23 protein-coding genes and 1 pseudogene are annotated in these 23,189 nt (G+C 59.8%); 11 read left to right on the top strand and 13 right to left on the bottom strand.

Annotation, left to right across the window (positions count from 1 at the left end; genetic code table 11):
• Positions 1-107 precede the first annotated feature (107 nt).
• Positions 108-233: pseudogene (locus tag ACIQVE_RS14115) on the bottom strand (cytochrome c5 family protein); the annotation flags it as partial.
• A gap of 217 nt (positions 234-450) precedes the next feature.
• Here ACIQVE_RS14115 and yihA point away from each other — a divergent pair.
• Entirely contained in the window at positions 451-1,095 is a 645-nt protein-coding gene (yihA, locus tag ACIQVE_RS14110) for a ribosome biogenesis GTP-binding protein YihA/YsxC (protein WP_402809164.1), read from the top strand.
• A gap of 409 nt (positions 1,096-1,504) precedes the next feature.
• Here the strand turns inward: yihA and polA are convergent, their stop codons facing one another.
• Positions 1,505-4,309: a DNA polymerase I gene (gene polA / locus ACIQVE_RS14105; protein WP_402809161.1), complete on the bottom strand. Its 2,805-nt coding sequence runs from the start codon at positions 4,307-4,309 to the stop codon at positions 1,505-1,507.
• Positions 4,310-4,383: 74 nt separating this feature from the next.
• Between polA and ACIQVE_RS14100 the strand changes: the two genes are divergently transcribed.
• Both ACIQVE_RS14100 and ACIQVE_RS14095 read left to right on the top strand, forming a co-directional pair.
• Positions 4,384-4,680, top strand: a complete 297-nt coding sequence (locus tag ACIQVE_RS14100) for a DUF2782 domain-containing protein (protein WP_402809158.1) — start codon at positions 4,384-4,386, stop codon at positions 4,678-4,680.
• 61 nt (positions 4,681-4,741) lie between these two features.
• Entirely contained in the window at positions 4,742-5,695 is a 954-nt protein-coding gene (locus ACIQVE_RS14095) for a homoserine kinase (protein WP_402809155.1), read from the top strand.
• A 96-nt stretch (positions 5,696-5,791) separates the two neighbouring features.
• Here the strand turns inward: ACIQVE_RS14095 and ACIQVE_RS14090 are convergent, their stop codons facing one another.
• The gene (locus tag ACIQVE_RS14090) at positions 5,792-6,712 is read right to left on the bottom strand and encodes a zinc ABC transporter substrate-binding protein (RefSeq protein WP_402809152.1); all 921 of its coding nucleotides are present in this window, start codon (positions 6,710-6,712) and stop codon (positions 5,792-5,794) included.
• Between the two features lie 66 nt (positions 6,713-6,778).
• On the opposite strand from ACIQVE_RS14090, the gene ACIQVE_RS14085 reads away from it, so the two are divergent.
• The 4 genes from ACIQVE_RS14085 to ACIQVE_RS14070 are packed head-to-tail and all read left to right on the top strand — an operon-like array spanning position 6,779 to position 9,578.
• Positions 6,779-7,261, top strand: coding sequence for a Fur family transcriptional regulator (locus ACIQVE_RS14085; RefSeq protein WP_122612889.1), 483 nt, complete (start codon positions 6,779-6,781; stop codon positions 7,259-7,261).
• Positions 7,261-8,046: a zinc ABC transporter ATP-binding protein ZnuC gene (znuC, locus tag ACIQVE_RS14080; RefSeq protein ID WP_402809149.1), complete on the top strand. Its 786-nt coding sequence runs from the start codon at positions 7,261-7,263 to the stop codon at positions 8,044-8,046. The genes ACIQVE_RS14085 and znuC overlap by 1 nt, the downstream gene beginning before the upstream one ends.
• Positions 8,039-8,827, top strand: a complete 789-nt coding sequence (znuB, locus tag ACIQVE_RS14075) for a zinc ABC transporter permease subunit ZnuB (RefSeq protein WP_402809147.1) — start codon at positions 8,039-8,041, stop codon at positions 8,825-8,827. The genes znuC and znuB overlap by 8 nt, the downstream gene beginning before the upstream one ends.
• Before the next feature lie 37 nt (positions 8,828-8,864).
• The gene (locus ACIQVE_RS14070) at positions 8,865-9,578 is read left to right on the top strand and encodes a PA5502 family lipoprotein (protein ID WP_402809144.1); all 714 of its coding nucleotides are present in this window, start codon (positions 8,865-8,867) and stop codon (positions 9,576-9,578) included.
• A 121-nt stretch (positions 9,579-9,699) separates the two neighbouring features.
• On the opposite strand, the gene katE is transcribed toward ACIQVE_RS14070, so the two are convergent.
• Complete coding sequence (katE, locus tag ACIQVE_RS14065; protein ID WP_402809142.1) at positions 9,700-11,841, bottom strand: catalase HPII; 2,142 nt, start codon at positions 11,839-11,841, stop codon at positions 9,700-9,702.
• Between the two features lie 262 nt (positions 11,842-12,103).
• Between katE and ACIQVE_RS14060 the strand changes: the two genes are divergently transcribed.
• The 3 genes from ACIQVE_RS14060 to ACIQVE_RS14050 all read left to right on the top strand — a co-directional run bounded on the left by ACIQVE_RS14060 (position 12,104) and on the right by ACIQVE_RS14050 (position 14,630).
• On the top strand, positions 12,104-13,111 hold the full coding sequence (locus ACIQVE_RS14060; RefSeq protein ID WP_402809139.1) for a methionine ABC transporter ATP-binding protein: 1,008 nt from the start codon (positions 12,104-12,106) through the stop codon (positions 13,109-13,111).
• Entirely contained in the window at positions 13,111-13,785 is a 675-nt protein-coding gene (locus ACIQVE_RS14055; RefSeq protein ID WP_402809137.1) for a methionine ABC transporter permease, read from the top strand. Before ACIQVE_RS14060 ends, ACIQVE_RS14055 begins: the two co-directional genes overlap by 1 nt.
• 74 nt (positions 13,786-13,859) lie before the next feature.
• Entirely contained in the window at positions 13,860-14,630 is a 771-nt protein-coding gene (locus ACIQVE_RS14050; protein WP_150605084.1) for a MetQ/NlpA family ABC transporter substrate-binding protein, read from the top strand.
• 233 nt (positions 14,631-14,863) lie between these two features.
• On the opposite strand, the gene ACIQVE_RS14045 is transcribed toward ACIQVE_RS14050, so the two are convergent.
• Genes ACIQVE_RS14045 through ACIQVE_RS14025 form a run of 5 tightly spaced genes read right to left on the bottom strand, consistent with a single transcriptional unit; the run spans position 14,864 to position 18,772 of the window.
• Positions 14,864-15,499 (bottom strand): SCO family protein, encoded by a 636-nt coding sequence (locus ACIQVE_RS14045; RefSeq protein WP_402809135.1) that lies wholly within the window; start codon positions 15,497-15,499, stop codon positions 14,864-14,866.
• A complete protein-coding gene (gene cyoE / locus ACIQVE_RS14040) occupies positions 15,496-16,395 on the bottom strand; it encodes a heme o synthase (protein WP_402809132.1) in 900 nt (299 codons plus the stop codon). Before cyoE ends, ACIQVE_RS14045 begins: the two co-directional genes overlap by 4 nt.
• Entirely contained in the window at positions 16,383-17,462 is a 1,080-nt protein-coding gene (locus ACIQVE_RS14035) for a heme A synthase (RefSeq protein ID WP_402809130.1), read from the bottom strand. The genes cyoE and ACIQVE_RS14035 overlap by 13 nt, the downstream gene beginning before the upstream one ends.
• Before the next feature lie 10 nt (positions 17,463-17,472).
• Entirely contained in the window at positions 17,473-18,066 is a 594-nt protein-coding gene (locus tag ACIQVE_RS14030; RefSeq protein ID WP_402809128.1) for a hypothetical protein, read from the bottom strand.
• On the bottom strand, positions 18,032-18,772 hold the full coding sequence (locus ACIQVE_RS14025; protein ID WP_402809127.1) for an SURF1 family protein: 741 nt from the start codon (positions 18,770-18,772) through the stop codon (positions 18,032-18,034). The genes ACIQVE_RS14030 and ACIQVE_RS14025 overlap by 35 nt, the downstream gene beginning before the upstream one ends.
• Before the next feature lie 70 nt (positions 18,773-18,842).
• Here ACIQVE_RS14025 and ACIQVE_RS14020 point away from each other — a divergent pair, with 70 nt between their 5' ends.
• A complete protein-coding gene (locus ACIQVE_RS14020) occupies positions 18,843-19,046 on the top strand; it encodes a twin transmembrane helix small protein (RefSeq protein ID WP_402809124.1) in 204 nt (67 codons plus the stop codon).
• Between the two features lie 7 nt (positions 19,047-19,053).
• On the opposite strand, the gene ACIQVE_RS14015 is transcribed toward ACIQVE_RS14020, so the two are convergent.
• The 4 genes from ACIQVE_RS14015 to ACIQVE_RS14000 all read right to left on the bottom strand — a co-directional run.
• On the bottom strand, positions 19,054-19,941 hold the full coding sequence (locus tag ACIQVE_RS14015) for a cytochrome c oxidase subunit 3 (RefSeq protein ID WP_402809121.1): 888 nt from the start codon (positions 19,939-19,941) through the stop codon (positions 19,054-19,056).
• Between the two features lie 25 nt (positions 19,942-19,966).
• Complete coding sequence (locus ACIQVE_RS14010; RefSeq protein WP_402809118.1) at positions 19,967-20,518, bottom strand: cytochrome c oxidase assembly protein; 552 nt, start codon at positions 20,516-20,518, stop codon at positions 19,967-19,969.
• 282 nt (positions 20,519-20,800) lie between these two features.
• The gene (ctaD, locus tag ACIQVE_RS14005) at positions 20,801-22,387 is read right to left on the bottom strand and encodes a cytochrome c oxidase subunit I (RefSeq protein ID WP_402809116.1); all 1,587 of its coding nucleotides are present in this window, start codon (positions 22,385-22,387) and stop codon (positions 20,801-20,803) included.
• Between the two features lie 82 nt (positions 22,388-22,469).
• The coding region (locus ACIQVE_RS14000; protein WP_402809113.1) for a c-type cytochrome at positions 22,470-23,189 on the bottom strand (720 nt) is incomplete at its 5' end.

The following is a 23,189-nucleotide window of genomic DNA, read 5'->3' as shown; positions in this document are numbered from 1 at the left end:
TGATCGACTCTTTCTGGAGCCATGGGTAGTTGTAGTTAATGTCAGGCAGTAAAAATGAAAACCAGATTCACAATATTCACAAGAGTATCCAAACCTTTAGAAAACCTCGGCGTCCAAGCTGCCTGATCGCCTCTTTCGGGCGCCATGGGTAGTTGGCCGGAATGACAGGCACTACAAACACGGTTGTACACGGCTTCCGGATCCTGTGTAGCCTGTGCGCTGTAAAGCGGCATCAAGACTCCGGCAGCCAGCAGCCATTTAAACGACCTTTTCAGGGTTGAGAGCGTTTTGCGTTCTAATGCGCAATCAAGGTCTGTCGCTCCCGTGAACTTCATCCTTCGCTGGGACAAAGCACACACAAAATCTGCGGCATTATATACTGGCGTCACTGAAACGGAAGCGACACCGCGTTCCGCGCCCATTCCCGGCGCCGCCCACATCGGAAATCCCATGCAGCTCAAAAATCCCATCCTCGGCCTGTGCCAACAGTCCACGTTCATGCTCAGTGCCGCCAAAGTCGATCAGTGCCCCGACGACGAAGGCTTTGAAGTGGCTTTCGCCGGTCGTTCCAACGCCGGCAAATCCAGCGCGCTGAACACCCTGACTCACGCCAGCCTGGCGCGTACCTCGAAAACTCCGGGTCGCACACAGCTGTTGAACTTCTTCAAGCTAGACGAAGATCGTCGTCTGGTCGACCTGCCGGGCTACGGTTATGCAAAAGTACCGATCCCGCTGAAGATGCACTGGCAGCGTCACCTTGAGGCTTATCTGGGTGGCCGCGAGAGTTTGAAGGGGCTGATTCTGATGATGGACATCCGTCATCCAATGACCGACTTCGACCTGCTGATGCTCGACTGGGCTGTTGCGGCCGGCATGCCGATGCACATTCTGCTCACCAAAGCGGACAAGCTGACCTACGGCGCAGCCAAGAACACACTGCTCAAGGTGCAGGCGGAAATCCGTAAAGGTTGGGGTGATCTGGTCACTATCCAGCTGTTCTCGGCGCCAAAACGTATGGGGCTGGAAGACGCCTACACTGTACTGGCAGGCTGGATGGAACTTGCCGACAAAGGCGCGGAAGCGACCGCCGAGTAGTTGGGATATGGAAATTTGTTTGTAGTGTGTTCAGGCAAGGCGAAAGCGCGGTTTGAAAGCGGAGTTTAGGGGACCTAAATGAGCATTTTGGACTGCGCTTTCAACGCAGCATGAGCGCGCTACAGACAAATTTTGGGCAAAAAAAGCCCCGGATTCAGTGGGGAGGGAGAATTCCGGGGTTTAAGGTCCGAACCGCTAGGGCGGGGTTCAGATATCTGCCAACACTTAACACAACATAGGAGCATCGAAGGGCTTCACCAGCCATTCAGTAACTCTGAGTAGTGTGCTGCAAGATTAGTTCAGAATTTTTTCAAAAAGCTTTGGAATAACCTCAAGCGCTATTCGGACTAAGCACTCTTCGAAGGTTCTGCCGCGACGTCATGGCGCAGCAGAACCGGCTTCAAATGGCTTAGTGAGCCTCATCCCAGTTGTTGCCAACCCCGACTTCTACCAGCAGCGGCACATCCAGCTTCGCCGCTTCGCTCATGTGCTGACGAATTTCGGCGCTGACCTGCTCGACCAGATCCTCGCGAACTTCCAGCACCAGTTCATCGTGTACTTGCAGGATGACCCTGGCGTCCAGCCCGGAAGCCGCCAGCCAGTTATCCACCGCCACCATGGCTTTCTTGATGATGTCTGCCGCCGTGCCTTGCATCGGCGCGTTGATCGCCGTGCGTTCGGCGGCGGCGCGCTCCTGCGGCTTGTTGGAGTTGATCTCCGGCAGATACAGACGACGACCGAAGAACGTCTCGACATAACCCTGATCCGCCGCCTGGGCGCGGGTGCGATCCATGTACTCGCGAACGCCCGGATAACGCGCAAAGTAGGTGTCGATGTAAGCCTTGGCGGTCTTGGTGTCGACGCCAATGTCCTTGCCGAGTTTCTGCGCGCCCATGCCGTAAATCAGACCGAAGTTGATCGCCTTGGCGCCACGGCGCTGGTCGGAGGACACTTCGTTGAGCTCGACCTTGAACACTTCAGCAGCAGTGGCGGTGTGCACGTCCAGATTGTTGCGGAAGGCGTTCATCAAGCCTTCGTCCTTGGACAGGTGCGCCATGATCCGCAGTTCGATCTGCGAATAGTCCGCCGCCAGCAGTTTGTAGCCTTTTGGCGCGACGAAGGCCTGGCGGATGCGCCGGCCTTCAGCGGTACGCACCGGGATGTTTTGCAGGTTCGGATCGCTGGAGGACAAGCGCCCGGTCGATGCCACGGCCTGATGGTACGAGGTGTGGATACGCCCGGTGCGGGGGTTGATCTGCTCCGGCAGGCGATCAGTGTAGGTGCTTTTCAGCTTGCTCATGGAGCGATGCGCCATCAGCACTTTCGGCAAGCGGTGATCGTCTTCGGCGAGTTTCGCCAGCACTTCTTCGGCAGTAGACGGCTGGCCCTTGGCGGTTTTCTTCAAAACCGGCAGACCGAGTTTCTCGTAGAGAATCACGCCAAGCTGCTTCGGCGAGCCAAGGTTGAATTCTTCCCCGGCGATCTCGAAGGCTTCCCGCTCCAGCGCGACCATCTTGTTGCCCAATTCGATGCTCTGGATACCGAGCAGTTCGGCATCGACGAATGCGCCCTGGCGCTCGATGCGCGCCAGCACCGGCACCAATGGAATCTCGATGTCGGTCAGCACGCTGGCCAGGCTTGGAATAGCGCTGAGTTTTTCGAACAGGGTCTGGTGCAGACGCAAGGTGATATCGGCGTCTTCGGCGGCATACGGCCCGGCTTGCTCCAGCGCGATTTGATCGAATGTCAGCTGTTTGGCGCCCTTACCGGCGATCTCCTGGAAACTCACGGTGGTGTGGTCCAGATACTTCTGCGCGAGGCTGTCCATGTCGTGGCGGGTGGCGGTTGAGTTGAGCACGTAGGACTCAAGCATCGTGTCGAAGGCGATGCCGCGCACGGTAATGCCTTCGTTCTGATCGCCGCCGATGGCGCAGTTGGCCAGAATGTTCATGTCGAACTTGGCGTGCTGGCCGACCTTGAGTTTGTTCGGGTCTTCCAGAATCGGCTTGAGCGCGCGCAGTACGGTGTCGCGATCCAGCTGTTCCGGCACGCCGATGTAGGAGTGGGTCAGCGGAATGTACGCCGCTTCGTTGGCCTGCACCGCGAACGACAGACCGACCAGTTGCGCTTGCTGCGCGTCGATGCCGGTGGTTTCGGTATCGAATGCGAACAGCTTGGCGTTCTGGAGTTTTTCCAGCCAGACGTCAAAGCGCGCCTGATCGAGGATGGTTTCATAAGCGGCCTCAGCCGGAGCGGCCGGAGCCTCGGCTTCTGGCGCACTGAACAGATCACCCGCCGGCTCAGGCGCCGCAGCGCTGCTCAGCTCCAGACGTTTGGCGTCGCGATCCAGATCGTTGATCCAGCTCTTGAATTCCAACAGGGTGTAGAGCTCGTAGAGTTTGGCTGGATCTTCGGCGCGCATCTGCAAATCGTCGAGTTCGACGTCCAGTGGCACGTCGATCTTGATGGTCGCCAGTTGATAGGAGAGGAAGGCCATCTCCTTGTGCTCTTCGAGCTTGGCCGGCAGAGTTTTGGCGCCGCGAATCGGCAAGGTCGGGACGATGTCGAGATTCGCGTACAGCTCAGTCAGACCGCCGTTGACGCCGACCAGCAGGCCGGACGCGGTTTTCGGACCGATGCCGGGAACGCCCGGAATGTTGTCGGAAGAGTCGCCCATCAGCGCCAGATAATCGATGATCTGCTCCGGAGCGACGCCGAATTTCTCCTTCACGCCCTCCACGTCCATCGAGCTACCGGACATGGTATTGACCAAGGTAATGTGGCCATCGACCAGTTGGGCCATGTCCTTGTCGCCCGTGGAGATCACCACTGGGCGATCCGCCGCCGCGCTGCTGCGGGCCAAAGTGCCGATCACGTCGTCGGCCTCGACGCCTTCCACGCACAGCAGCGGGAAGCCGAGGGCGATCACGCTCTGGTGCAGCGGCTCGATCTGCACGCGCATGTCGTCGGGCATGCTCGGGCGGTTGGCCTTGTATTCAGCGTACATCTCATCGCGAAAGGTCCCACCCTTGGCGTCGAAAACCACGGCGAACGGGCTGTCCGGGTACTGCTTGCGCAGACTTTTGAGCATGTTCAGCACGCCCTTGACCGCACCGGTCGGCAAGCCTTTGGAGGTGGTCAATGGAGGCAGGGCGTGGAAAGCGCGGTACAGGTAAGACGAACCGTCCACCAGGACGAGGGGGGCTTGGCTCATGAGCAGAATCAACCTTTTCGGCGGGCCCGGCGCTAGAATAGCGGGACCGTTGACGACAAAGGGACAAGGTTATCATGCGTACGTTAAATCGCTTGCTGCTGGTCGGTTTGATTGCTGCTTCGCCATTGGCCGCGATGGCGGCGGATGATGCACCGGCAGGGGAGCCGGAAGTTACCATTAACACGCACACGGAAGGCGACAAGGTCATTCAGGAATACAGCCGGAGTGGGTTTGTGTATGCGATCAAGGTCACGCCCAAGGGTGGCAAGCCGTATTTCCTGGTGCGCGCCGATGGTACGGACGCGAACTACATCCGCTCCGACCAGCCGGATATGTTGATTCCGTCGTGGGAAATCTTTACCTGGAAGTAAGTTTCCCGACTTTTAATCGGCGCCGCGCAAAAGCGGCGCCCGAACTGAGCAGTTTTTAACCATGTCTGTGTTCACCCCCCTGGCTCGGCCCGAGCTGGAAACTTTTCTCGCCCCTTACGGGCTTGGCCGTCTGCTTGATTTCCAGGGGATCGCCGCCGGCAGCGAAAACACCAATTTCTTCATCAGCCTGGAGCAGGGCGAATTCGTCCTGACCCTGGTCGAACGCGGCCCGGTGCAGGAAATGCCGTTCTTCATCGACCTGCTCGACGTGCTGCACGAAGCCGATCTTCCGGTGCCTTACGCACTGCGCACCGTCGACGGCGTGGCATTGCGTGAACTCAAGGGCAAACCGGCTCTGCTGCAACCGCGTCTGGCCGGCAAGCACATCAAGGTCGCCAACGCTCAGCATTGCGCGCAGGTCGGCGAGTTGCAGGCGCATCTGCACCTGGCGACCCAGGGCGAGCACATGATCAAGCGCAAGACCGATCGTGGCCTGGACTGGATGCTGGAGGAGGGCACCGAGCTTCTTTCGCACCTGAGCGATGCGCCACGCGCTTTGCTGCAAAAGGCGCTGGATGAAATCACTGCGCGCAAAGACAAGATTCTCGCGCTGCCACGGGCCAACATCCACGCCGACCTGTTTCGCGACAACGCGATGTTCGAAGGCACGCACCTGACCGGGTTGATCGACTTCTACAACGCCTGTTCAGGGCCGATGCTCTATGACGTGGCGATTGCGCTGAACGATTGGTGTTCGGACGATGATGGCTTGATTGATGGCCCGCGTGCGCGTGCTTTCCTCGGCGCCTACGCGGCGCTGCGTCCGTTTACGGCGGCAGAGGCTGAGCTGTGGCCGACCATGTTGCGCGTGGCGTGTGTGCGGTTCTGGTTATCGCGGTTGATCGCCGCCGAACAGTTTGCCGGGCAGGACGTGTTGATTCACGATCCGCAGGAGTTTGAGCAGCGGTTGGCGCAGCGGCAGCAGGTCAACACAGCGCTACCGTTCGCCTTCTGAGGTAATTTTAAAAACTCAACACTGTGGGAGCGAGCTCGCTCGCGAATGCGACAGACCGCTTTCGTGAGCAAGCTCGCTCCCACAGGTTTTGCGGTATTACAGCGACTCCAGGCACCCGGCCAAATCATTACCCAGCTTCTCCAGTACCTGCTCATACCCCTGAGCCGTCGCCGGGGTGTACCCACCCAGCGCATCCAGTTCCGCCAGTTTCACCGGCAGGCCGGCGACCAATGTCTCCGCCAGACGCGGACGCAATGGCGGCTCACTGAACACGCACGTCTTGCCTACTTCCTGCAAACGCTTGCGCATCGCAGCGACGTGCTGGGCACCTGGCTGCACCTCGGCCGCCACGCTGAACACGCCGGTATGCTTCAAGCCATAGGCCTCTTCGAAGTAATCGAACGCTTCGTGAAAGACGAAGTACGGTTTGCCTTCAACACTGGCCAGACGCTTCTTCAAACGCAGATCCAACGCATCAAGACGCTCATCGAAAGCCTTGGCGTTGCTCTGATAGCGCTCGGCATTCGCCGGATCAGCTGCGCTCAAGTCAGCAGCCATTTTGTCGGCAATTACCCGCGCGTTCACTGGCGATAACCACAAATGCGCATCCAGCGTGCCCGGACGGTGATCGTGGTCATGATCGTCAGCTTCTTCGGCGTGGGAATGGCTGTCTTCAGCGAAGTGACGCAGTTTCAGGCCGGGCAGATCCTGCACCGCCACGCTCGGCAGCGTACGACCGTTCAGCAAACGCGGCAGGAAACCTTCCATGCTCGGGCCGATCCAGTAGAGCAAATCCACCGATTGCACTTTCCGTACGTCGGATGGGCGCAGCGCATAGTTATGCGGCGAAGCACCCGGTGGCAGCAGCACTTCCGGAATGGCTACGCCGTCCTGTACCGCAGCGGCAATCAGCTGCAAAGGCTTGATGCTGGTCAGAACTTTTACCTCGGCCTGAGCTGATCCGATCAGAAGAAAACCGGTGACGAATGCGACAAAAACAGAAAAAAGTCGGGACACGATGACCACTCAAGTAGGCGAGAACGGGTAACATAATAACGTCTCTATCAAAACTCGTCGCCGCCCATGCCTATTACACCGATCGCCAGCCGTCCCCACGACCACTCTCATTGCGTGCACAGCGCTTTGTCCGAGGCCGATACTCTGTGTGCACAGAAAGGCTTGCGCCTGACTGCGTTGCGCCGCCGGGTGCTGGAACTGGTGTGGCAAAGCCATAAACCGCTGGGCGCCTATGATATTCTGGCGGTGCTGAGCGAGCAGGACGGCCGCCGCGCCGCGCCGCCAACCGTGTACCGGGCGCTGGATTTCCTGCTGGAAAACGGTCTGGTGCATCGCATTTCCTCGCTCAACGCCTTCGTCGGCTGTGTGCACCCGGAGCACGCGCATCAGGGCCAGTTCCTGATCTGTCGCGAATGCCACGCTGCCATCGAGCTTGAACAAAAAGTGATCAGCGACGCGATCATCAACAGCGCCAAAGACGTTGGTTTCATCGTCGAAGCGCAGACCGTCGAAGTGGTCGGCCTGTGCGCCGGTTGCCAGGGGGCTTGATGAGCAACGCGCTGATCCGTCTGGAGCAGGTGGCCGTCACGTTCGGCGGGCAGACCGTGCTGGACAACATCGAGCTTAGCGTCGAGCCGAGGCAGATCGTCACCCTGATCGGCCCCAACGGCGCCGGCAAGACCACGTTGGTGCGCGCCGTGCTCGGGCTTCTGAAACCGGACAGTGGCAGCGTCTGGCGCAAGCCGAAACTGCGTGTCGGCTACATGCCGCAAAAGCTCCATGTCGATCCGACCTTGCCGCTCTCGGTCCTGCGTTTTCTGCGGCTGGTGCCGGGTGTTGATCGTTCGCGCGCGCTGGCGGCATTGAAAGAAGTCGGCGCCGAACACGTCATCGACAGCCCGGTACAAAGCGTTTCCGGTGGTGAAATGCAGCGCGTGCTGCTGGCCCGTGCCCTGCTGCGCGAACCGGAACTGCTGGTACTGGATGAGCCGGTGCAAGGCGTCGACGTCGCCGGCCAAGCCGAGCTGTACAGCCTTATCACCCGTCTGCGCGACCGCCACGGCTGCGGCGTGCTGATGGTTTCCCACGATCTGCATTTGGTGATGAGCACCACCGACCAAGTGGTCTGCCTCAACCGTCACGTCTGCTGCTCCGGCCACCCCGAGCAGGTCAGCGGCGATCCGGCGTTTGTCGAGCTGTTCGGCAAGAACGCGCCGAGCCTGGCGATTTATCACCACCACCACGACCACGCCCACGACCTGCACGGTTCGGTGGTCAAAGGCCCGGTTTCGGGCCAATCCCACGTTCATGGAGACAACTGCAAGCATGGCTGATTTTCTGTTGTATGCCCTGCTTGCAGGTCTGGCGCTGGCGGTGGTCGCAGGGCCGTTGGGTTCGTTTGTGGTGTGGCGGCGCATGGCGTATTTCGGCGACACCTTGTCCCATGCCGCGCTGCTCGGCGTGGCGTTGGGCTTTCTGCTGGATGTCAGCCCGACCGTCGCGGTGACCGTCGGCTGTCTGCTGCTCGCGGTGCTACTGGTGACGTTGCAACAGCGCCAACCACTGGCGTCCGACACGCTGTTGGGAATTCTCGCACCGAGCACGCTCTCTCTCGGCCTTGTCGTACTAAGCTTTATGCATGAAGTGCGGATCGACCTGATGGCCTATCTGTTCGGCGACCTGCTGGCGATCAGCCCGACTGACCTGGCGTGGATCCTCGGCGGCAGCGCGGCGGTGCTGGTGTTGCTGGTGACGCTGTGGCGACCGCTGCTGGCGATCACCGTGCATGAAGAGTTGGCCAGGGTCGAAGGGCTGCCGGTCGCTGGTTTGCGCATGGCGCTGATGTTGTTGATCGCGGTGGTGATTGCGGTGGCGATGAAAATCGTCGGTGTGTTGTTGATCACTTCGCTGTTGATCATCCCGGCGGCTGCGGCACAGCGTCACGCCCGTTCGCCAGAGCAGATGGCGTTGGGCGCGAGCCTGCTGGGCATGGTCGCCGTGTGTGGTGGGTTGGCGTTGTCGTGGTTCAAGGACACCCCGGCGGGGCCGTCAATCGTTGTGACGGCGGCCGCACTGTTTCTGCTGAGTTTTGTTCTGCCCCGTCGTGGGGTGTAGACTTGGCCGCTTTTTGCGCAATTAGAGAGTCGCAGGAATGAAGCCGTTCGCCTCCCGTTATCTGCTCCTTGTTGCATTTACAGTGCTGCTGGGCGCCTGCCAAAGCACGCCACCGGTGGCCAAAGTCCCCGATGCGCGGGCTACGGCCATCGCACAGCTGGAGCAAAGTCTGGCCAGTAGCGAATTGGCCACTGCCGAAGACCAGTTGGCAACCTTGCAGGCCGCATCCCCCAACGATCAATCCCTCGAGCAATACCAACGGCAATTGGCCGAAGCGTATCTGCGTCGCAGCCAGATCGTCTTGCAAAAGGGTGATGTAAACGCTGCAGCCACCGCGCTCAGCCGTGCCCGCGTATTGATGCCCAAGGCTCCGGCGCTGACCGGAGGGGTCAACGGCGCCATTACCGAAGCGCGTAAGGCTGAGCTTGAAAAAGCCGAAGCGGCGTTGCTGGCGGCGGAAGCCAAGCCGAAAGCCAAGGTGATTGATCCGACCGCTGAGAGCACCACAGTTTCGCTGAATATCACCGATAGCCATAAACTTCGCCGTCAATTGGATGCGATCGCCGCCGATGTGGTGAATTACGAGTGTGCGGTAACTATTCAGGCGCCACGGACCGATGACTATCCGTGGTTGGCGAATTTGCTGACCAAGCGCGTTAAGAAATTGAATCCGGATTTTGATCTGGAGATCAAGAAGCAGATTCTGCGCACGGTGCCAGCGCAGATGGTTTTGAGTCCGCGTAAACCGTAAAAGCATCGCGGGCAAGCCCGCTCCCACAAGGGATTTCCAGCGAACACAAGATTGTGTTTTTAGGAGATCCCTGTGGGAGCGAGCTTGCTCGCGAAAGCGTTCTTACAGTCAGCGAAGATCTTTAGGCCGGAACGGCTTTCGCCTTAGGCTCCCGAGCCCAAACCCGATGCTGCCCGATCGCGGCAAAGAACGGTTTGGTCAACGCCCCGACATCCTTACCCTCCAGTAACCCGGCATCCGCTTCCAGCTTCAGCACGTCCAGCAACTGCTTGGCTTCGCCGTGCAAGGCAATCGCCTTCAGATGCTTGTACGCCTCCAGCACGTAATGCAACGCCACGCCGTCGCCGCTCAACGCCTTGATCGACGCCGCGCCACCCGGCACGAACACCGCATCGAAAATCACAGAAGGCATGCCTTCCATTGATGCATCCACCGGCAGGCTTTTGCCATCGGCGGTTTTTACCGGCGCCGAGGTCGGACCGAGTAACTTGGCGTGCGCACCTTCAGCGGCCAGCGCCTTCTTCATCGCATCAATCGCCGCACCATCGACGCCGTTGGCAGCAAGAATCGCCACTTTTCGCGTCTTGATGTTTTCCGGCAACAGATTGGCCTGGCTCAGCGCCGGCGAATGATCGAAAGACGTCTTGCGCGCTTCGACCGTGCCTTTTGTGGGTGCCGGTAGACCAAGGTTTGCCGCTACGCGCTTGGCCAATTCAAGATCGATATTGGCCAGAATCTCGTTCACCTCCCGCGCACGGATGAACTCGCGCTCGACCTTGCCCAGCTCGAAGCTGTACGCGGCAATGATGTGTTCCTTCTCATGCGTGCTCATGCTGTTGAAGAACAACGTGGCCTGCGAGAAGTGATCGCTGAACGACTCGCTGCGCTGACGGATCTTGGCGGCATCGATGCGTTCCGGGTAACTCTCGAAACCGCCGTCTTGAGCGGCCGGCGGGGTTTCTTTCGGCCAGCCACCGTCGATGGAGTTCGGTTCGTAGGAAGCGCGCCCCTTGTCGATCGTCGTGCGGTGCTGAGCATCGCGCTGACCGTTATGGAACGGCGCGACCGGACGATTGATTGGCAACTCATGAAAGTTCGGCCCACCGAGTCGGCTGATCTGCGTATCGGTGTAGGAAAACAGACGACCTTGCAGCAACGGATCGTTGGAAAAATCGATGCCCGGGACGATGTGGCCAGGGCAGAACGCAACCTGCTCGGTCTCGGCAAAGAAATTGTCCGGGTTGCGGTTGAGGGTCATTTTGCCCAGCGGCGTGATCGGCACGATTTCTTCGGGGATCAGCTTGGTCGGGTCAAGGATGTCGAAATCGAAGTCATGCTCGTTTTCCTCCTCGATGATCTGCACGCCCAACTCCCATTCCGGGTAATCGCCCATCTCGATCGCTTCCCAGAGATCGCGACGGTGATAGTCGGTGTCTTTACCGGCGAGCTTTTGCGCTTCATCCCACACCAGCGAGCAAGTGCCAGCGGTCGGGCGCCAGTGGAATTTGACGAAGCGCGATTTGCCCTCGGCATTGATCAGGCGGAAGGTGTGCACGCCGAAGCCTTGCATGCTGCGTAGGCTTTTCGGGATCGCCCGGTCGGACATCGCCCAGATAACCATGTGCGCCGACTCAGGCACCAGGGAGACGAAGTCCCAGAAGGTGTCGTGCGCCGAGCCACCGGTAGGAATTTCGTTATGCGGTTCAGGTTTCACCGCGTGGACGAAGTCGGGAAACTTGATCGCGTCCTGGATGAAAAACACTGGCATGTTGTTGCCGACCAAGTCGAAGTTGCCTTCGTCGGTGAAGAACTTCACGGCAAAACCGCGCACGTCACGCACGGTGTCACCAGAACCGCGTGGCCCCTGCACCGTGGAAAAACGCACGAACACCGGGGTTTTCTTCCCCGGGTCCTGTAGGAAACCGGCTTTGGTCAGCGCAGCATGATTCTCATAGGCTTGAAAGAAGCCATGGGCGCCGGTGCCACGGGCATGGACGATGCGCTCAGGGATTCGCTCATGGTCAAAGTGCGTGATCTTTTCACGCATGATGAAGTCTTCGAGTAACGACGGTCCGCGCTCACCAACCTTGAGGGTGTTCTGGTTGTCCGCGATCTTCACGCCCTGATTGGTGCGCAGGGCCTGGCCGGTGGCGTCGGAGCGAAATGTCTCCAGACTGTCCAGCTTGGTATTGGTGTTGGCGCGATCCGGGGTATCGGTTCCGGCCATTTCACTCTTTACTGGGGCAGGTTTCTTGGTACTCATCAGACGTAAACTCCTCGTTTGACCCCGGGATGTGCCGAGGACTCTTGAGTGGTTCCCGGGCACGGCACCCAGGGTTTCAAGTCGCTTACGTAGTGACTGATGAGCATCGCCAGCCGTTCCTTTTTTATGACCTTTGATCTTCTTATTGCCAAATCGAAGGTTAATTGCGAAATAAATGCTAAGAACCTCTATACGGACAGGCTAAAATGCGCGCCCGGCTAACCGCTGATCCTTTTCTAACGCGCCCCACAAGGTTCGCTACGTGATCGAGTTTCAAAACGTCCACAAGACTTACCGCGTCGCCGGTAAGGACATCCCCGCCCTGCACCCGACCAGTCTCAAGATTGAGAACGGCCAGGTCTTCGGTCTGATCGGTCATTCCGGTGCGGGAAAAAGTACCCTGCTGCGTCTGATCAATCGCCTGGAAGAATCCAGTGGCGGCAAGATCTTCGTCGACGGCGAAGAAGTCACCGCGCTGGACGCCAATGGCCTGCGCCGTTTCCGCCAGCAAGTCGGGATGATCTTCCAGCACTTCAACCTGCTCGCGTCCAAGACTGTTGCCGACAACGTTGCGTTGCCGCTGACTCTGGCGGGTGAGCTGTCAAGCAGCGAAATCGACAAGCGCGTGGCCGAGTTGCTGGCGCGGGTTGGTCTGTCCGATCACGCCAAGAAGTACCCAGCGCAGCTGTCCGGCGGCCAGAAGCAGCGCGTCGGCATCGCCCGCGCCCTGGCAACCAAGCCCAAGATTCTGCTGTGCGACGAGGCCACCAGTGCCCTTGACCCGCAGACCACGGCGTCGGTCCTGCAATTGCTGGCCGAGATCAACCGTGAGCTGAAGCTGACCATCGTGCTGATCACCCACGAGATGGACGTGATCCGCCGCGTGTGCGATCAGGTTGGCGTGATGGATGCCGGCGTGATCGTCGAGCAAGGCTCGGTGGCCGATGTGTTCCTGCATCCACAGCACCCGACCACCAAGCGTTTCGTGCAGGAAAGCGAGCAGGTTGACGAAAGCGAACAGCGCGACGACTTCGCTCACGTGCCGGGCCGTATCGTGCGTCTGACCTTCCAGGGCGAAGCGACCTACGCGCCGTTGCTCGGTACTGTCGCCCGGGAAACCGGTGTCGACTACAGCATCCTTGCCGGTCGTATCGATCGCATCAAAGACATTCCGTACGGGCAATTGACCCTCGCCGTCACCGGTGGCGACATGGAAGCGGCGTTCGCCCGCTTCACCGCCGCTGACGTTCACATGGAGGTGCTGCGTTAATGGAAGCCTTTATGAATTTCTTCGCCAATGTCGACTGGTTCGAAATCTGGCTGGCCACCGGCGACACCATGCTGATGCTCGGCGGTTCGCTGCTGTTCACCGTGCTGCTCGGCCTGCCGCTGGGTGTGCTGCTGTTTTTGTGCAGCCCGCGTCAGTTGCTGGAAAACCGTGGTGTCTACGCGTTCATGTCGCTGGCGGTGAACATCCTGCGCTCGCTGCCGTTCATCATTCTGCTGATCGTGATGATCCCGTTCACCGTGCTGATCACCGGCACCTCGCTGGGTGTGGCCGGGGCGATTCCGCCGCTTGTGGTGGGGGCAACACCGTTCTTCGCACGTCTGGTGGAAACTGCGCTGCGTGAAGTCGATCGCGGCATCATCGAAGCGACCCAGTCGATGGGCGCGACCACTCGGCAGATCATCGTCAATGCGTTGCTGCCAGAGGCCCGCCCGGGCATCTTTGCAGCGATTACCGTGACAGCGATTACACTGGTTTCCTACACGGCGATGGCCGGTGTGGTCGGCGCCGGTGGTTTGGGTGACCTGGCGATCCGATTCGGCTACCAGCGTTTCCAGACTGACGTGATGATCGTCACCGTGGTGTTGCTGCTGATTCTGGTGCAAGTGCTGCAAATGGTAGGCGACCGACTGGTCGTGCATTTCTCGCGCAAATAACCGGTTTTGAAATTACATGAGCCGGCCATTCGCTGGCAGGCGCCAAACGGGCGCCATGAAAAGGAGTTAGCTGAATGAAAAAACTGATCGCTGCTTTCGCTGCCGTTGCGGCATTCTCGGCCCACGCCGAAACCCTGACCGTTGCCGCCAGCCCTGTGCCGCACGCCGAAATCCTCGAATTCGTGAAGCCGGCACTGGCCAAAGAAGGCGTGGATCTGAAGGTCAAAGTCTTCACCGACTACATTCAGCCGAACGTACAGGTTGCCGAAAAGCGTCTGGACGCCAACTTCTTCCAGCACCAGCCGTACCTCGATGAGTTCAACAAGGCCAAGGGCACCAGCCTGGTTGCCGTGACCGGTGTTCATCTGGAACCACTGGGCGCGTACTCGAGCAAGATCAAGAAGATCGAAGAACTGCCGGGCGGCGCCAACGTGGTGATCCCGAACGACGCCACCAACGGCGGCCGTGCGCTGTTGCTGCTGGCCAAGGCTGGTGTGATCACTCTGAAGGACCCGACCAACATCCTGTCGACCATCAAAGACATCGCGCAAAACCCGAAAGACCTGAAATTCCGTGAACTGGAAGCCGCGACCATCCCGCGCGTGCTGACTCAGGTTGATCTGGCGCTGATCAACACCAACTACGCGCTGGAAGCCAAGCTCGATCCGTCCAAGGATGCGCTGGTGATCGAAGGCAACGACTCGCCGTACGTGAACATCCTCGTGTCCCGTGCGGACAACAAGGACAGCGACGCGATGAAGAAACTGGCCGCGGCCCTGCACAGCCCGGAAGTGAAGAAATTCATCACCGAGAAGTACAAGGGTGCGGTGTTGCCGGCGTTTTGATTCAGATTGCGGCAATGAAAAAGGGGCGCATTGAATGCGCCCCTTTTTTTGCCTGAATACCGCACCGCATTTGTGGCGAGGGGATTTATCCCCGTTCGACTGCGCAGCAGTCGCAATATCATTGCACACGGTATTCCTGATACACCGCAGTTGCAGGTTTTTGGGGCGGCTTCGCAGCCCAACGGGGATAAATCCCCTCGCCACAAAGGGTTCCCGGTGCTTCCAGTGGTGACTTACTTGCGGTTAAGCATCACCGGCAACTGCACCACCAGTTTCGCGTTGTTCAGCGGCGCCCGAATAAACCCGCGTTGCGTCCCGTCCGGCCCGATCACCGCCAGGTTGCCGCTGTGATCCACCGTGTAATTCGGCTTGCTGGTATCCGCCGGAATAAACGGAATGCTCACCGCGTTGGCAACTTTCTGCAGTTCTTCGATCGAGGTCGGCGTCAGGCCGATAAATTGCGGATCGAAGTAGCCCAGATACTGCTTCAACTGCTTCGGGTTATCGCGGTTCGGGTCAACGCTGACCAGCACGATCTGCAACTTGTCCACAGCGTCTTTCGGCAGTTCACTTTTGATCTGGCGCAGCTGCGCGAGGGTGGTCGGGCAGATGTCCGGGCAGAAGGTGTAGCCGAAAAACAGCAGGCTCCACTTGCCCTTGAGTTCATTGATCGCGACCGGTTTGCCGTCCTGATCCGTCATCGTCACGTCCGGCAGATTGCGGCTTTGCGGCAGCAGGATGATGCCGGCGTCGATCAGCGCGGTCGGGTCGCCCTGGCCCTTGCCGCTCAGCACTTTGTTGACGGTAAGGCCGAGGATCAACGCGACCACGGCGACGAGGATGAAGACGGTTTTCTGGGTTCGAGTCATAGGTTCAACAGTAAGTAGTGGTCTACGAGCAGGGCGATGAACAACAGGAACAAGTAATAAATAGAGTACTTGAAGGTGTTGATCGCCGCGTGCGGCCGAGTGCCACGGTACAGCACCACGGCCCATTGCAGAAACCTCGCGCCCAAGGCGAGAGCACATACGAGATAAAGCACGCCGCTCATGTGGATTACATAGGGCAGCAGACTCACCGCCAGCAGCGCAAAGGTGTACAGCAGAATGTGCACTTTGGTGTAGTGCTCGCCGTGGGTGACCGGCAGCATCGGGATGTCGGCCTTGGCGTATTCCTCTTTGCGATGGATCGCCAGCGCCCAAAAGTGCGGCGGGGTCCAGGCGAAGATGATCAGTACCAGCAGCAACGGTTCGGCGCTGAAATGGCCGGTGGCGGCGGTCCAGCCGAGCAGCGGTGGCGCGGCGCCGGCCAGGCCACCGATGACAATGTTCTGCGGCGTCGCGCGTTTGAGGAAACCGGTGTAGACCACCGCGTAACCCAGTAACGACGCGAGCGTCAGCCACGCAGTCAGCGGATTGGTGAAGGTCAGCAACAACGCCTGCCCCAGCAGCGCCAATACCAGCGCAAAGGTCAGAGCGGCAGCAGGTGAAACCCGGCCCTCGGCCAAAGGCCGTTTGTGCGTGCGCGCCATCAGCGCATCAATGCGCCGATCCACCACATGATTGACCGCCGCCGCACCGCCGGCACACAGCGCGATCCCCAGATTGCCGAACACCAGCACCGTCCACGGCACCCCGGCGCGGGTCGCGAGGAACATGCCGACCAGCGAAGTGATGAGCATCAGCACCACCACTTTCGGTTTGGTCAGTTCCAGATAATCGCGCCACAACGCCTGCGCGGGACGTTCGCCAATCAGAATCGCCACGGCGTTTCTCCTTTTATTGTGATGGGCGCCGCCGAGTGTTTACGCGGGCTCAGGCGCCACCGCGCAATCAGCGGCTGCTTGACCCGAACCAGGCTGGTGCGCGCGTGATAATTGACCAGCACCATCGACAACAACAATGCTGCGCCGCCGGCGTTATGGGCGACGGCCACTGGCAGCGGCAGATGGAACAGCACGTTGCTGATGCCGAGGGTGATTTGTGCGGCGAGAGCGATCAGCACCAGCCCGGCCAGTCGCGTCATGCCGACCACTTTCAGTTGCCAGGCCAGACCGAGCAGCACCAGTGTCACCAGCAGTGCACCGATGCGATGGGTCAGATGAATCGCCGTGCGTGCGTCGCTGTCGAGTTGTCCGCCCAGATAATTCGGGCCGATGTGTTGGGTCAGGTGAAAGCCATTGGCGAAATCAGCGGGTGGCAGCCATTCGCCGTGGCAGGTGGGGAAGTCGATGCAGGCCACTGCCGCGTAGTTGGAACTGACCCAGCCACCCAAGGCGATCTGGCCGATCACCAGCAACAGTCCGGCCGTCGCCCAATACTGCAAACGCTTGGGTACGGTGAGGGCCGGCAATACGCCGGACAGTCGTAAGGTCAGCAGAAACAACAGACTCAAAGTCGCGAAACCGCCCAGCAAATGCCCGGTCACCACTTGCGGCCAGAGCTTGAGCGTCACTGTCCACATGCCGAACGCTGCTTGCGCGATCACCACCGCCAGCAAGAACAGCGGCAGTTTCAAAGGCAGGCCCGGATGACGCCGATTGACCCACGCGCGACCGGCCAACACTGCGATCAGCATGCCGAGGGCGCCGGCGAAGTAGCGGTGGATCATCTCGTTCCAGCCCTTGTGTGCCTCGACCGGCGCCTCGGGGTAATGCAGTTCGGCATGGGCCAGTTGGGCTTCGCTGGCCGGCACGCTGATAAAACCATAGCAGCCCGGCCAGTCCGGGCAGCCGAGACCTGCGTGGGTCAGGCGCGTGTAGGCGCCGAGCAGCACCACTATCAGTGCCAGCAGGGTGGCAAACAGCGCGAGGCGAAATCCAGGTTTGGCCATGACGATGCCCTTATCCGATGTTCGACAGTTTCAGCAGGTGACGCAGGTCGTTGAGCAGATCCTTACCCTTCACACTTGGGTCGTAGCGCAGCACGAGGTTGCCGTGCGGATCGATGATCCACAGCTGCGGCGTGACCTTTTCGCCCGTCGTTTTGCTGAACGCCGCGGCATCCAGCGGATAGCGTTGCAGCTGTGGGTATTCTCGAGTCAGTTTGGCGTCGTAATCGCTGCTCAGCGGTTGCGCGGCGGCGAGGGCGTGGCTGGCGCGCCCGGCTTCACGGCCGAGGCCGATCTGGATCTGCCGCGCCAGATACACCAACTGCTGGCAATCCACCGCGCAGTCTTTGGGCGCCGTCACCAGCATCTGCCAGCGCTGTTCTTCGGCTTGCACGCCGAGGTCGGCGCGGGTCTGGCCGTTGCCGATCAGTTCGCCGTGATAGCTGCGACCTTCCGGCACCCAGAACTGCAATTTGTACATGCCAGTGGCGAGAAGCATCGGGCCGACCACGCCGAGTACGATCAGCAGCAGTTGAATGCGTCCGCGACGGCGACTGACCGGGGTTTTGGCTTCAGACATGCTGGGTGGATTCATGACCGTTCCCATGGTGTTTCTCCTTTGCGTTATGCCAGCCGAGATAGAGGTAGAGACCGAGCAGGGCAATGCTCATGGCGAACCACTGCACGGCGTAACCGAGGTGTTTTTCGGGGCCCATCGCGACCACTGACCAATCGGCCTGATAGCTGGCCGGGCCGGGTTCGGCGCGTAATTCGTAGGCGTAGCCGTCGCGCTCCAGTGTTTTCCACAGCTTGGCCGGCTCGACGGCGGTGATGGTTTGCGGCCATGTGTTGCTGACCGGGTCGGCGTGGAGCTGGAAAGTCGCGCCGGGGGCGACATAGACCCAGGCGTCGATATCCAACGCCTCGGAAGGCGTGCTGAATTGCGGTGCCACGCGTCGATCCGGCCACGGTAGCCAGCCCCGATTGACCAGCAGCCACAGCCCGCTGACCTGATCCTGAAACGGTTGCAGCAACTCGACGCCGACCTTGCCATCACGCTGACGATTGTCGAGCAACAGACTGTGGGCGCCATCGAACTGGCCCTGCAGATGCACGCGGCGATAGGCCGGGTCGGCGCTGGTCAGTAATTCGCTGCTGGCCATTGGTTCGGCGGCACGGCGTTCGGCGTAGCTGGCGAGCAGGGCGGTTTTCTCCGCGCCACGACCCAGTTGCCAGAAGCCCAGCGACACCAGCAGCGGCAGCAACAACCCCACCACCACGGTCGGAATCACACCCGGGCGAAAGCGCTTCATGGCTGCGCCAAAAAGTCAGTCGTTGCGATCGCTATACTCAACTGCATCGCCTTTCCCCCGGAGTCTTCCCATGCTCAAAACAGCTATCGTCCTGATGCTGATTGCCACGGTGATCAGCCTGTTCAGCGGCCTGTTTTTCCTGGTCAAGGACGACAGCAGCTCCAATCGCCTGGTCATCGCCTTGAGTGTTCGGGTGGCATTGGCCGCTGGAACCGTCGGCTTGATCGCCTGGGGTTTCTACAGCGGCCAACTGGTGTCGCACGCGCCTTTTTAGCGCTGCCTCAGAGCACGTAAACGAAGATGAACAAACCGATCCACACCACATCGACAAAGTGCCAATACCAGCTCGCCGCTTCAAAGCCGAACTGATGCTCGTTGTCGAAGTGGCCCTTCATGATCCGCATCAGCATCACAAACAGAATGATCGTGCCGATGGTCACGTGGGCGCCGTGGAAACCGGTGAGCATGAAGAACGTCGCGCCGTAGATCCCCGAACCCAGGGTCAGGCCCAGTTCCTTATAAGCGTGGATGTATTCTTCCACCTGGAAGCCGAGGAACGCGCACCCCAGTAGCACGGTGATCGCCAGCCAGATTTTCAGCGCGCCGCGATGGCCTTTCTTCAGCGCATGGTGGGCGATGGTGAGGGTCACACTGGAGCTGACCAGCAGAACCGTATTGACCAACGGCAGGCCCCACGGGCTGATGACGTCCTTGGCCGGCGGGAACAGTTTCGGATCAGGCGTGTTCAGCAGCGGCCAGGTGAACTGAAAATTTGGCCAAAGCATGTGCGCGACCCCTTTGGGGCCTTCGCCCCCCAGTGCCGGGCCGGAAATGTGCCGCACGTAGAACAGCGCACCGAAGAAAGCGACGAAGAACATCACCTCGGAGAAGATGAACCAACTCATGCCCCAGCGGAACGAGCGATCCAGCTGCGCGCTGTACAGCCCCGCGCGGCTTTCCTTGATCACCGTGCCGAACCAGCCGAACAGCATGTACGCCACCAGCAGGCCACCGACGAAAAAGATCAGCGGGCCGTGGGACTCCGGGCGCGCTGCCTTCAGATCGTTGAACCAGACGGCCAGGCCGTACACGGTGACCAACATCCCGATCGTGGCGATGATCGGCCACTTGCTTTGGGCCGGAACGTAATAGTGCTCATGAGTTGCCATTTATTGTTCTCCTTATCGGGCACGCTCAACCGCCAGTGCTTGCAGCCACCGGTGGATGTCGGGCGGTGATATCGAACAGCGTGTAGGACAGCGTCAGGTGCTTCACTTCCTTGGGCATGTCGCGGTCAACAATGAAACGCACCGGCATTTCGATCTGTTGTCCGGGCTGCAGCACCTGCTGGGTAAAGCAAAAGCATTCGGTCTTGTGGAAATACGCAGCGGCGTTACTCGGCGCGATGCTGGGTACGGCTTGCGCACTCATCGGTTTGTCGGTGGGGTTGCGGGCGATAAAGATCATCTCGTTGACCGCGCCGGGGTTGGCCGTGAGTTCGTCATGCTTGGGATAGAAATCCCACGGCATGTCGGCAGTGTTGGTCGACAGAAACTGCACGCGCACCTGGCGCGAGGTATCAACCACCTGCTCGCCCTCGTACTGGCCGCCGGTTTTGCCGTTGATGCCGAACGCCTTGCACATCACGTCGTAGATCGGCACGAGGGCAAACCCGAAAATGAACATCGCTACCACTACACCGAGCAGGCGGGTGACGAGTTTTTTCAGTGAGATCGAGTCAGCCATGGGTCATGTCCTCCACCGAAAACCCTGTTGGGACCGGCTTGGTCCAGCACTGCTTACTCAGGTGTGAACACTCTCTTGTGGCGAGGGGATTTATCCCCGTTGGGCTGCGAAGCAGCCCCAAAACCTGTAATCGAGGTGCATCAGTCACACCCCATTTGCTGGATTTACGACTGCTGCGCAGCCGAACGGGGATAAATCCCCTCGCCACAAGGGGTCTGTGTGCAGTCTTAGAAGACCTGTGTGCTTGCACAGGTTTCTCACTGTTCACACCGGGCTGGCTGTTCATTTCACTTCCGGCGGTGTGCTGAAGGTGTGATACGGCGCCGGGGACGGCACGCTCCACTCCAGACCTTCCGCGCCATCCCACGGTTTGGCCGGTGCCGGTACGCCGCCGCGGATGGTCTTGATCACGATGAACAGGAAGAAGATCTGCGTGGCGCCAAACATGAACGCGCCAATCGAGGAGACCATGTTGAAGTCGGCGAATTGCAGGTTGTAGTCCGGAATCCGTCGCGGCATTCCCGCAAGCCCAACAAAGTGCATCGGGAAGAAGGTCAGGTTCATGCCGACGAACGACAGCCAGAAATGCAGCTTGCCGAGGGTTTCGTCGTACATGTACCCGGTCCACTTTGGCAGCCAGTAATAGGCTGAGGCGAAGATCCCGAAGATCGCCCCAGGCACCAGCACGTAGTGGAAGTGCGCGACCACAAAGTAGGTGTCCTGATACTGGAAGTCCGCCGGAGCGATGGCCAGCATCAACCCGGAGAACCCGCCGATGGAGAACAGAATCACGAACGCCACGGCAAACAGCATCGGTGTCTCGAAGGTCATCGAGCCTTGCCACATGGTGCTCGCCCAGTTGAACACCTTCACTCCGGTCGGTACGGCGATGAGCATCGTCGCGTACATGAAAAACAACTCGCCCACCAACGGAATGCCGACCACAAACATGTGGTGCGCCCAGACGATAAACGACAGGAACGCGATGCTCGCCGTGGCGTAGACCATCGAGGTGTAGCCGAACAGCGGCTTGCGCGCGAAGGCCGGGATGATCTGGCTGACGGCGCCGAAGGCCGGCAGGATCATGATGTACACCTCGGGATGGCCGAAGAACCAGAACACATGCTGGAACAACACCGGGTCACCGCCACCGGCAGCACTGAAGAAACTGGTGCCAAAGTGGATGTCCATCAGCATCATCGTCACGCACCCGGCCAGCACCGGCATCACCGCAATCAGCAGGAACGCGGTGATCAGCCAGGTCCAGACGAACAGCGGCATTTTCATCAGTGTCATGCCGGGGGCGCGCAGGTTGAGGATGGTCGCGACCACGTTGATCGCGCCCATGATCGAGCTGATCCCCATCAAGTGGATGGCGAAGATGAAGAACGTCACGCTCTCAGGTGCGTAAGTCGTCGATAGCGGTGCGTAGAACGTCCAGCCGAAATTCGGCCCGCCACCGGGGCTGAACAGGGTCGACACCAGCAGCAGGAACGCCGCCGGCAGCAGCCAGAAGCTGAAGTTGTTCATTCGCGGCAGGGCCATGTCCGGCGCGCCGATCATCAACGGGATCATCCAGTTGGCGAGGCCAACGAACGCCGGCATCACCGCACCGAACACCATCACCAAGCCATGCATGGTGGTCATCTGGTTGAAGAACGCCGGTTCGACGATCTGCAAACCGGGCTGGAACAGTTCGGCGCGAATCACCATGGCGAACGAGCCGCCGAGCAGAAACATACAGAACGCAAACCACAGGTACAGCGTGCCAATGTCCTTGTGGTTGGTGGTCAGCACCCAGCGCATCAGGCCTTTGGCCGGGCCGTGGGCGTGGTCGGCGTGACCGTGGTCATCGATGACAGCGCTCATGGCCGGTCTCCTTCAAGCGAGTGGACGGGGCAGGCCGGGGCGCGGAGCCCCGACCGATTCACGAAGTACGCAATAGACCGGGTCATTTGCTTTCCGCCTGTTTCAGCTCCAGCACTTCTTTTGGCGTCACCATGTCGCCCTTGTTGTTGCCCCACGCGTTTCGTTCGTAGGTTACGACGGCGGCGATATCGACTTCCGACAACTGCTTGCCGAACGCCGCCATGGCGGTGCCGGGCTTGCCGTGGAAGACGATGCTCAGGTGATCCTTGATCGGGCCGGTGGCGATTTTCGAGCCCTTGAGCGCCGGGAACATCGGCGGCAGGCCCTGGCCTTCGGCCTGGTGACAGGCGACGCAAGCGGTGTGATAGACCTTGTCGCCGCGCTCCTTGAGCTCTTCGAGGGTCCAATCCTTGCTGGTCAGCTCTTTGAGTTGCGCGGCTTCGGCCTTGCGCTCGGCGAGCCATGTTTCGTAATCGGCCTTCTCCTTGACCTCGACCACGATCGGCATGAAGCCGTGATCCTTGCCGCACAGTTCGGCGCACTGGCCACGGTAAATGCCGGGCTTGTCGACACGGGTCCAGGCTTCGTTGACGAACCCCGGAATCGCATCGCGTTTGACCGCGAAGGCCGGCACCCACCAGGAATGGATCACGTCAGCGGAGGTGACGAGGAAGCGCACCTTGGCTCCGGTCGGCAGCACCAGCGGCTTGTCGACCTCAAGCAGGTAATGCTCGCCCTTGGCTTCCTTGTTGTGGATCTGTTCGGCGGGGGTGGCCAGGTTGCTGAAGAACTCGACGTCCTG

Source organism: Pseudomonas sp. NPDC098747, assembly GCF_044760045.1.
Classification (GTDB): domain Bacteria; phylum Pseudomonadota; class Gammaproteobacteria; order Pseudomonadales; family Pseudomonadaceae; genus Aquipseudomonas.
Note: the sequence above shows the minus strand (reverse complement) of the source record. Positions and strands in the feature narration are given on the sequence as shown.

Coding starts and splice junctions, on each gene's coding strand:
- ACIQVE_RS14085 (WP_122612889.1), top strand. CDS start 6,779: ATGCCTATTACACCGATCGCCAGCCGTCCCCACGACCACTCTCATTGC.
- katE (WP_402809142.1), bottom strand. CDS start 11,841: ATGAGTACCAAGAAACCTGCCCCAGTAAAGAGTGAAATGGCCGGAACC.
- ACIQVE_RS14035 (WP_402809130.1), bottom strand. CDS start 17,462: ATGGCCAAACCTGGATTTCGCCTCGCGCTGTTTGCCACCCTGCTGGCA.
- ACIQVE_RS14010 (WP_402809118.1), bottom strand. CDS start 20,518: ATGGCTGACTCGATCTCACTGAAAAAACTCGTCACCCGCCTGCTCGGT.
- ACIQVE_RS14020 (WP_402809124.1), top strand. CDS start 18,843: ATGCTCAAAACAGCTATCGTCCTGATGCTGATTGCCACGGTGATCAGC.
- ACIQVE_RS14025 (WP_402809127.1), bottom strand. CDS start 18,772: ATGAAGCGCTTTCGCCCGGGTGTGATTCCGACCGTGGTGGTGGGGTTG.
- ACIQVE_RS14100 (WP_402809158.1), top strand. CDS start 4,384: ATGCGTACGTTAAATCGCTTGCTGCTGGTCGGTTTGATTGCTGCTTCG.
- znuB (WP_402809147.1), top strand. CDS start 8,039: ATGGCTGATTTTCTGTTGTATGCCCTGCTTGCAGGTCTGGCGCTGGCG.
- ACIQVE_RS14045 (WP_402809135.1), bottom strand. CDS start 15,499: ATGACTCGAACCCAGAAAACCGTCTTCATCCTCGTCGCCGTGGTCGCG.
- ACIQVE_RS14095 (WP_402809155.1), top strand. CDS start 4,742: ATGTCTGTGTTCACCCCCCTGGCTCGGCCCGAGCTGGAAACTTTTCTC.
- polA (WP_402809161.1), bottom strand. CDS start 4,309: ATGAGCCAAGCCCCCCTCGTCCTGGTGGACGGTTCGTCTTACCTGTAC.
- ACIQVE_RS14070 (WP_402809144.1), top strand. CDS start 8,865: ATGAAGCCGTTCGCCTCCCGTTATCTGCTCCTTGTTGCATTTACAGTG.
- ACIQVE_RS14055 (WP_402809137.1), top strand. CDS start 13,111: ATGGAAGCCTTTATGAATTTCTTCGCCAATGTCGACTGGTTCGAAATC.
- znuC (WP_402809149.1), top strand. CDS start 7,261: ATGAGCAACGCGCTGATCCGTCTGGAGCAGGTGGCCGTCACGTTCGGC.
- ctaD (WP_402809116.1), bottom strand. CDS start 22,387: ATGAGCGCTGTCATCGATGACCACGGTCACGCCGACCACGCCCACGGC.
- ACIQVE_RS14050 (WP_150605084.1), top strand. CDS start 13,860: ATGAAAAAACTGATCGCTGCTTTCGCTGCCGTTGCGGCATTCTCGGCC.
- ACIQVE_RS14030 (WP_402809128.1), bottom strand. CDS start 18,066: ATGGGAACGGTCATGAATCCACCCAGCATGTCTGAAGCCAAAACCCCG.
- yihA (WP_402809164.1), top strand. CDS start 451: ATGCAGCTCAAAAATCCCATCCTCGGCCTGTGCCAACAGTCCACGTTC.
- ACIQVE_RS14015 (WP_402809121.1), bottom strand. CDS start 19,941: ATGGCAACTCATGAGCACTATTACGTTCCGGCCCAAAGCAAGTGGCCG.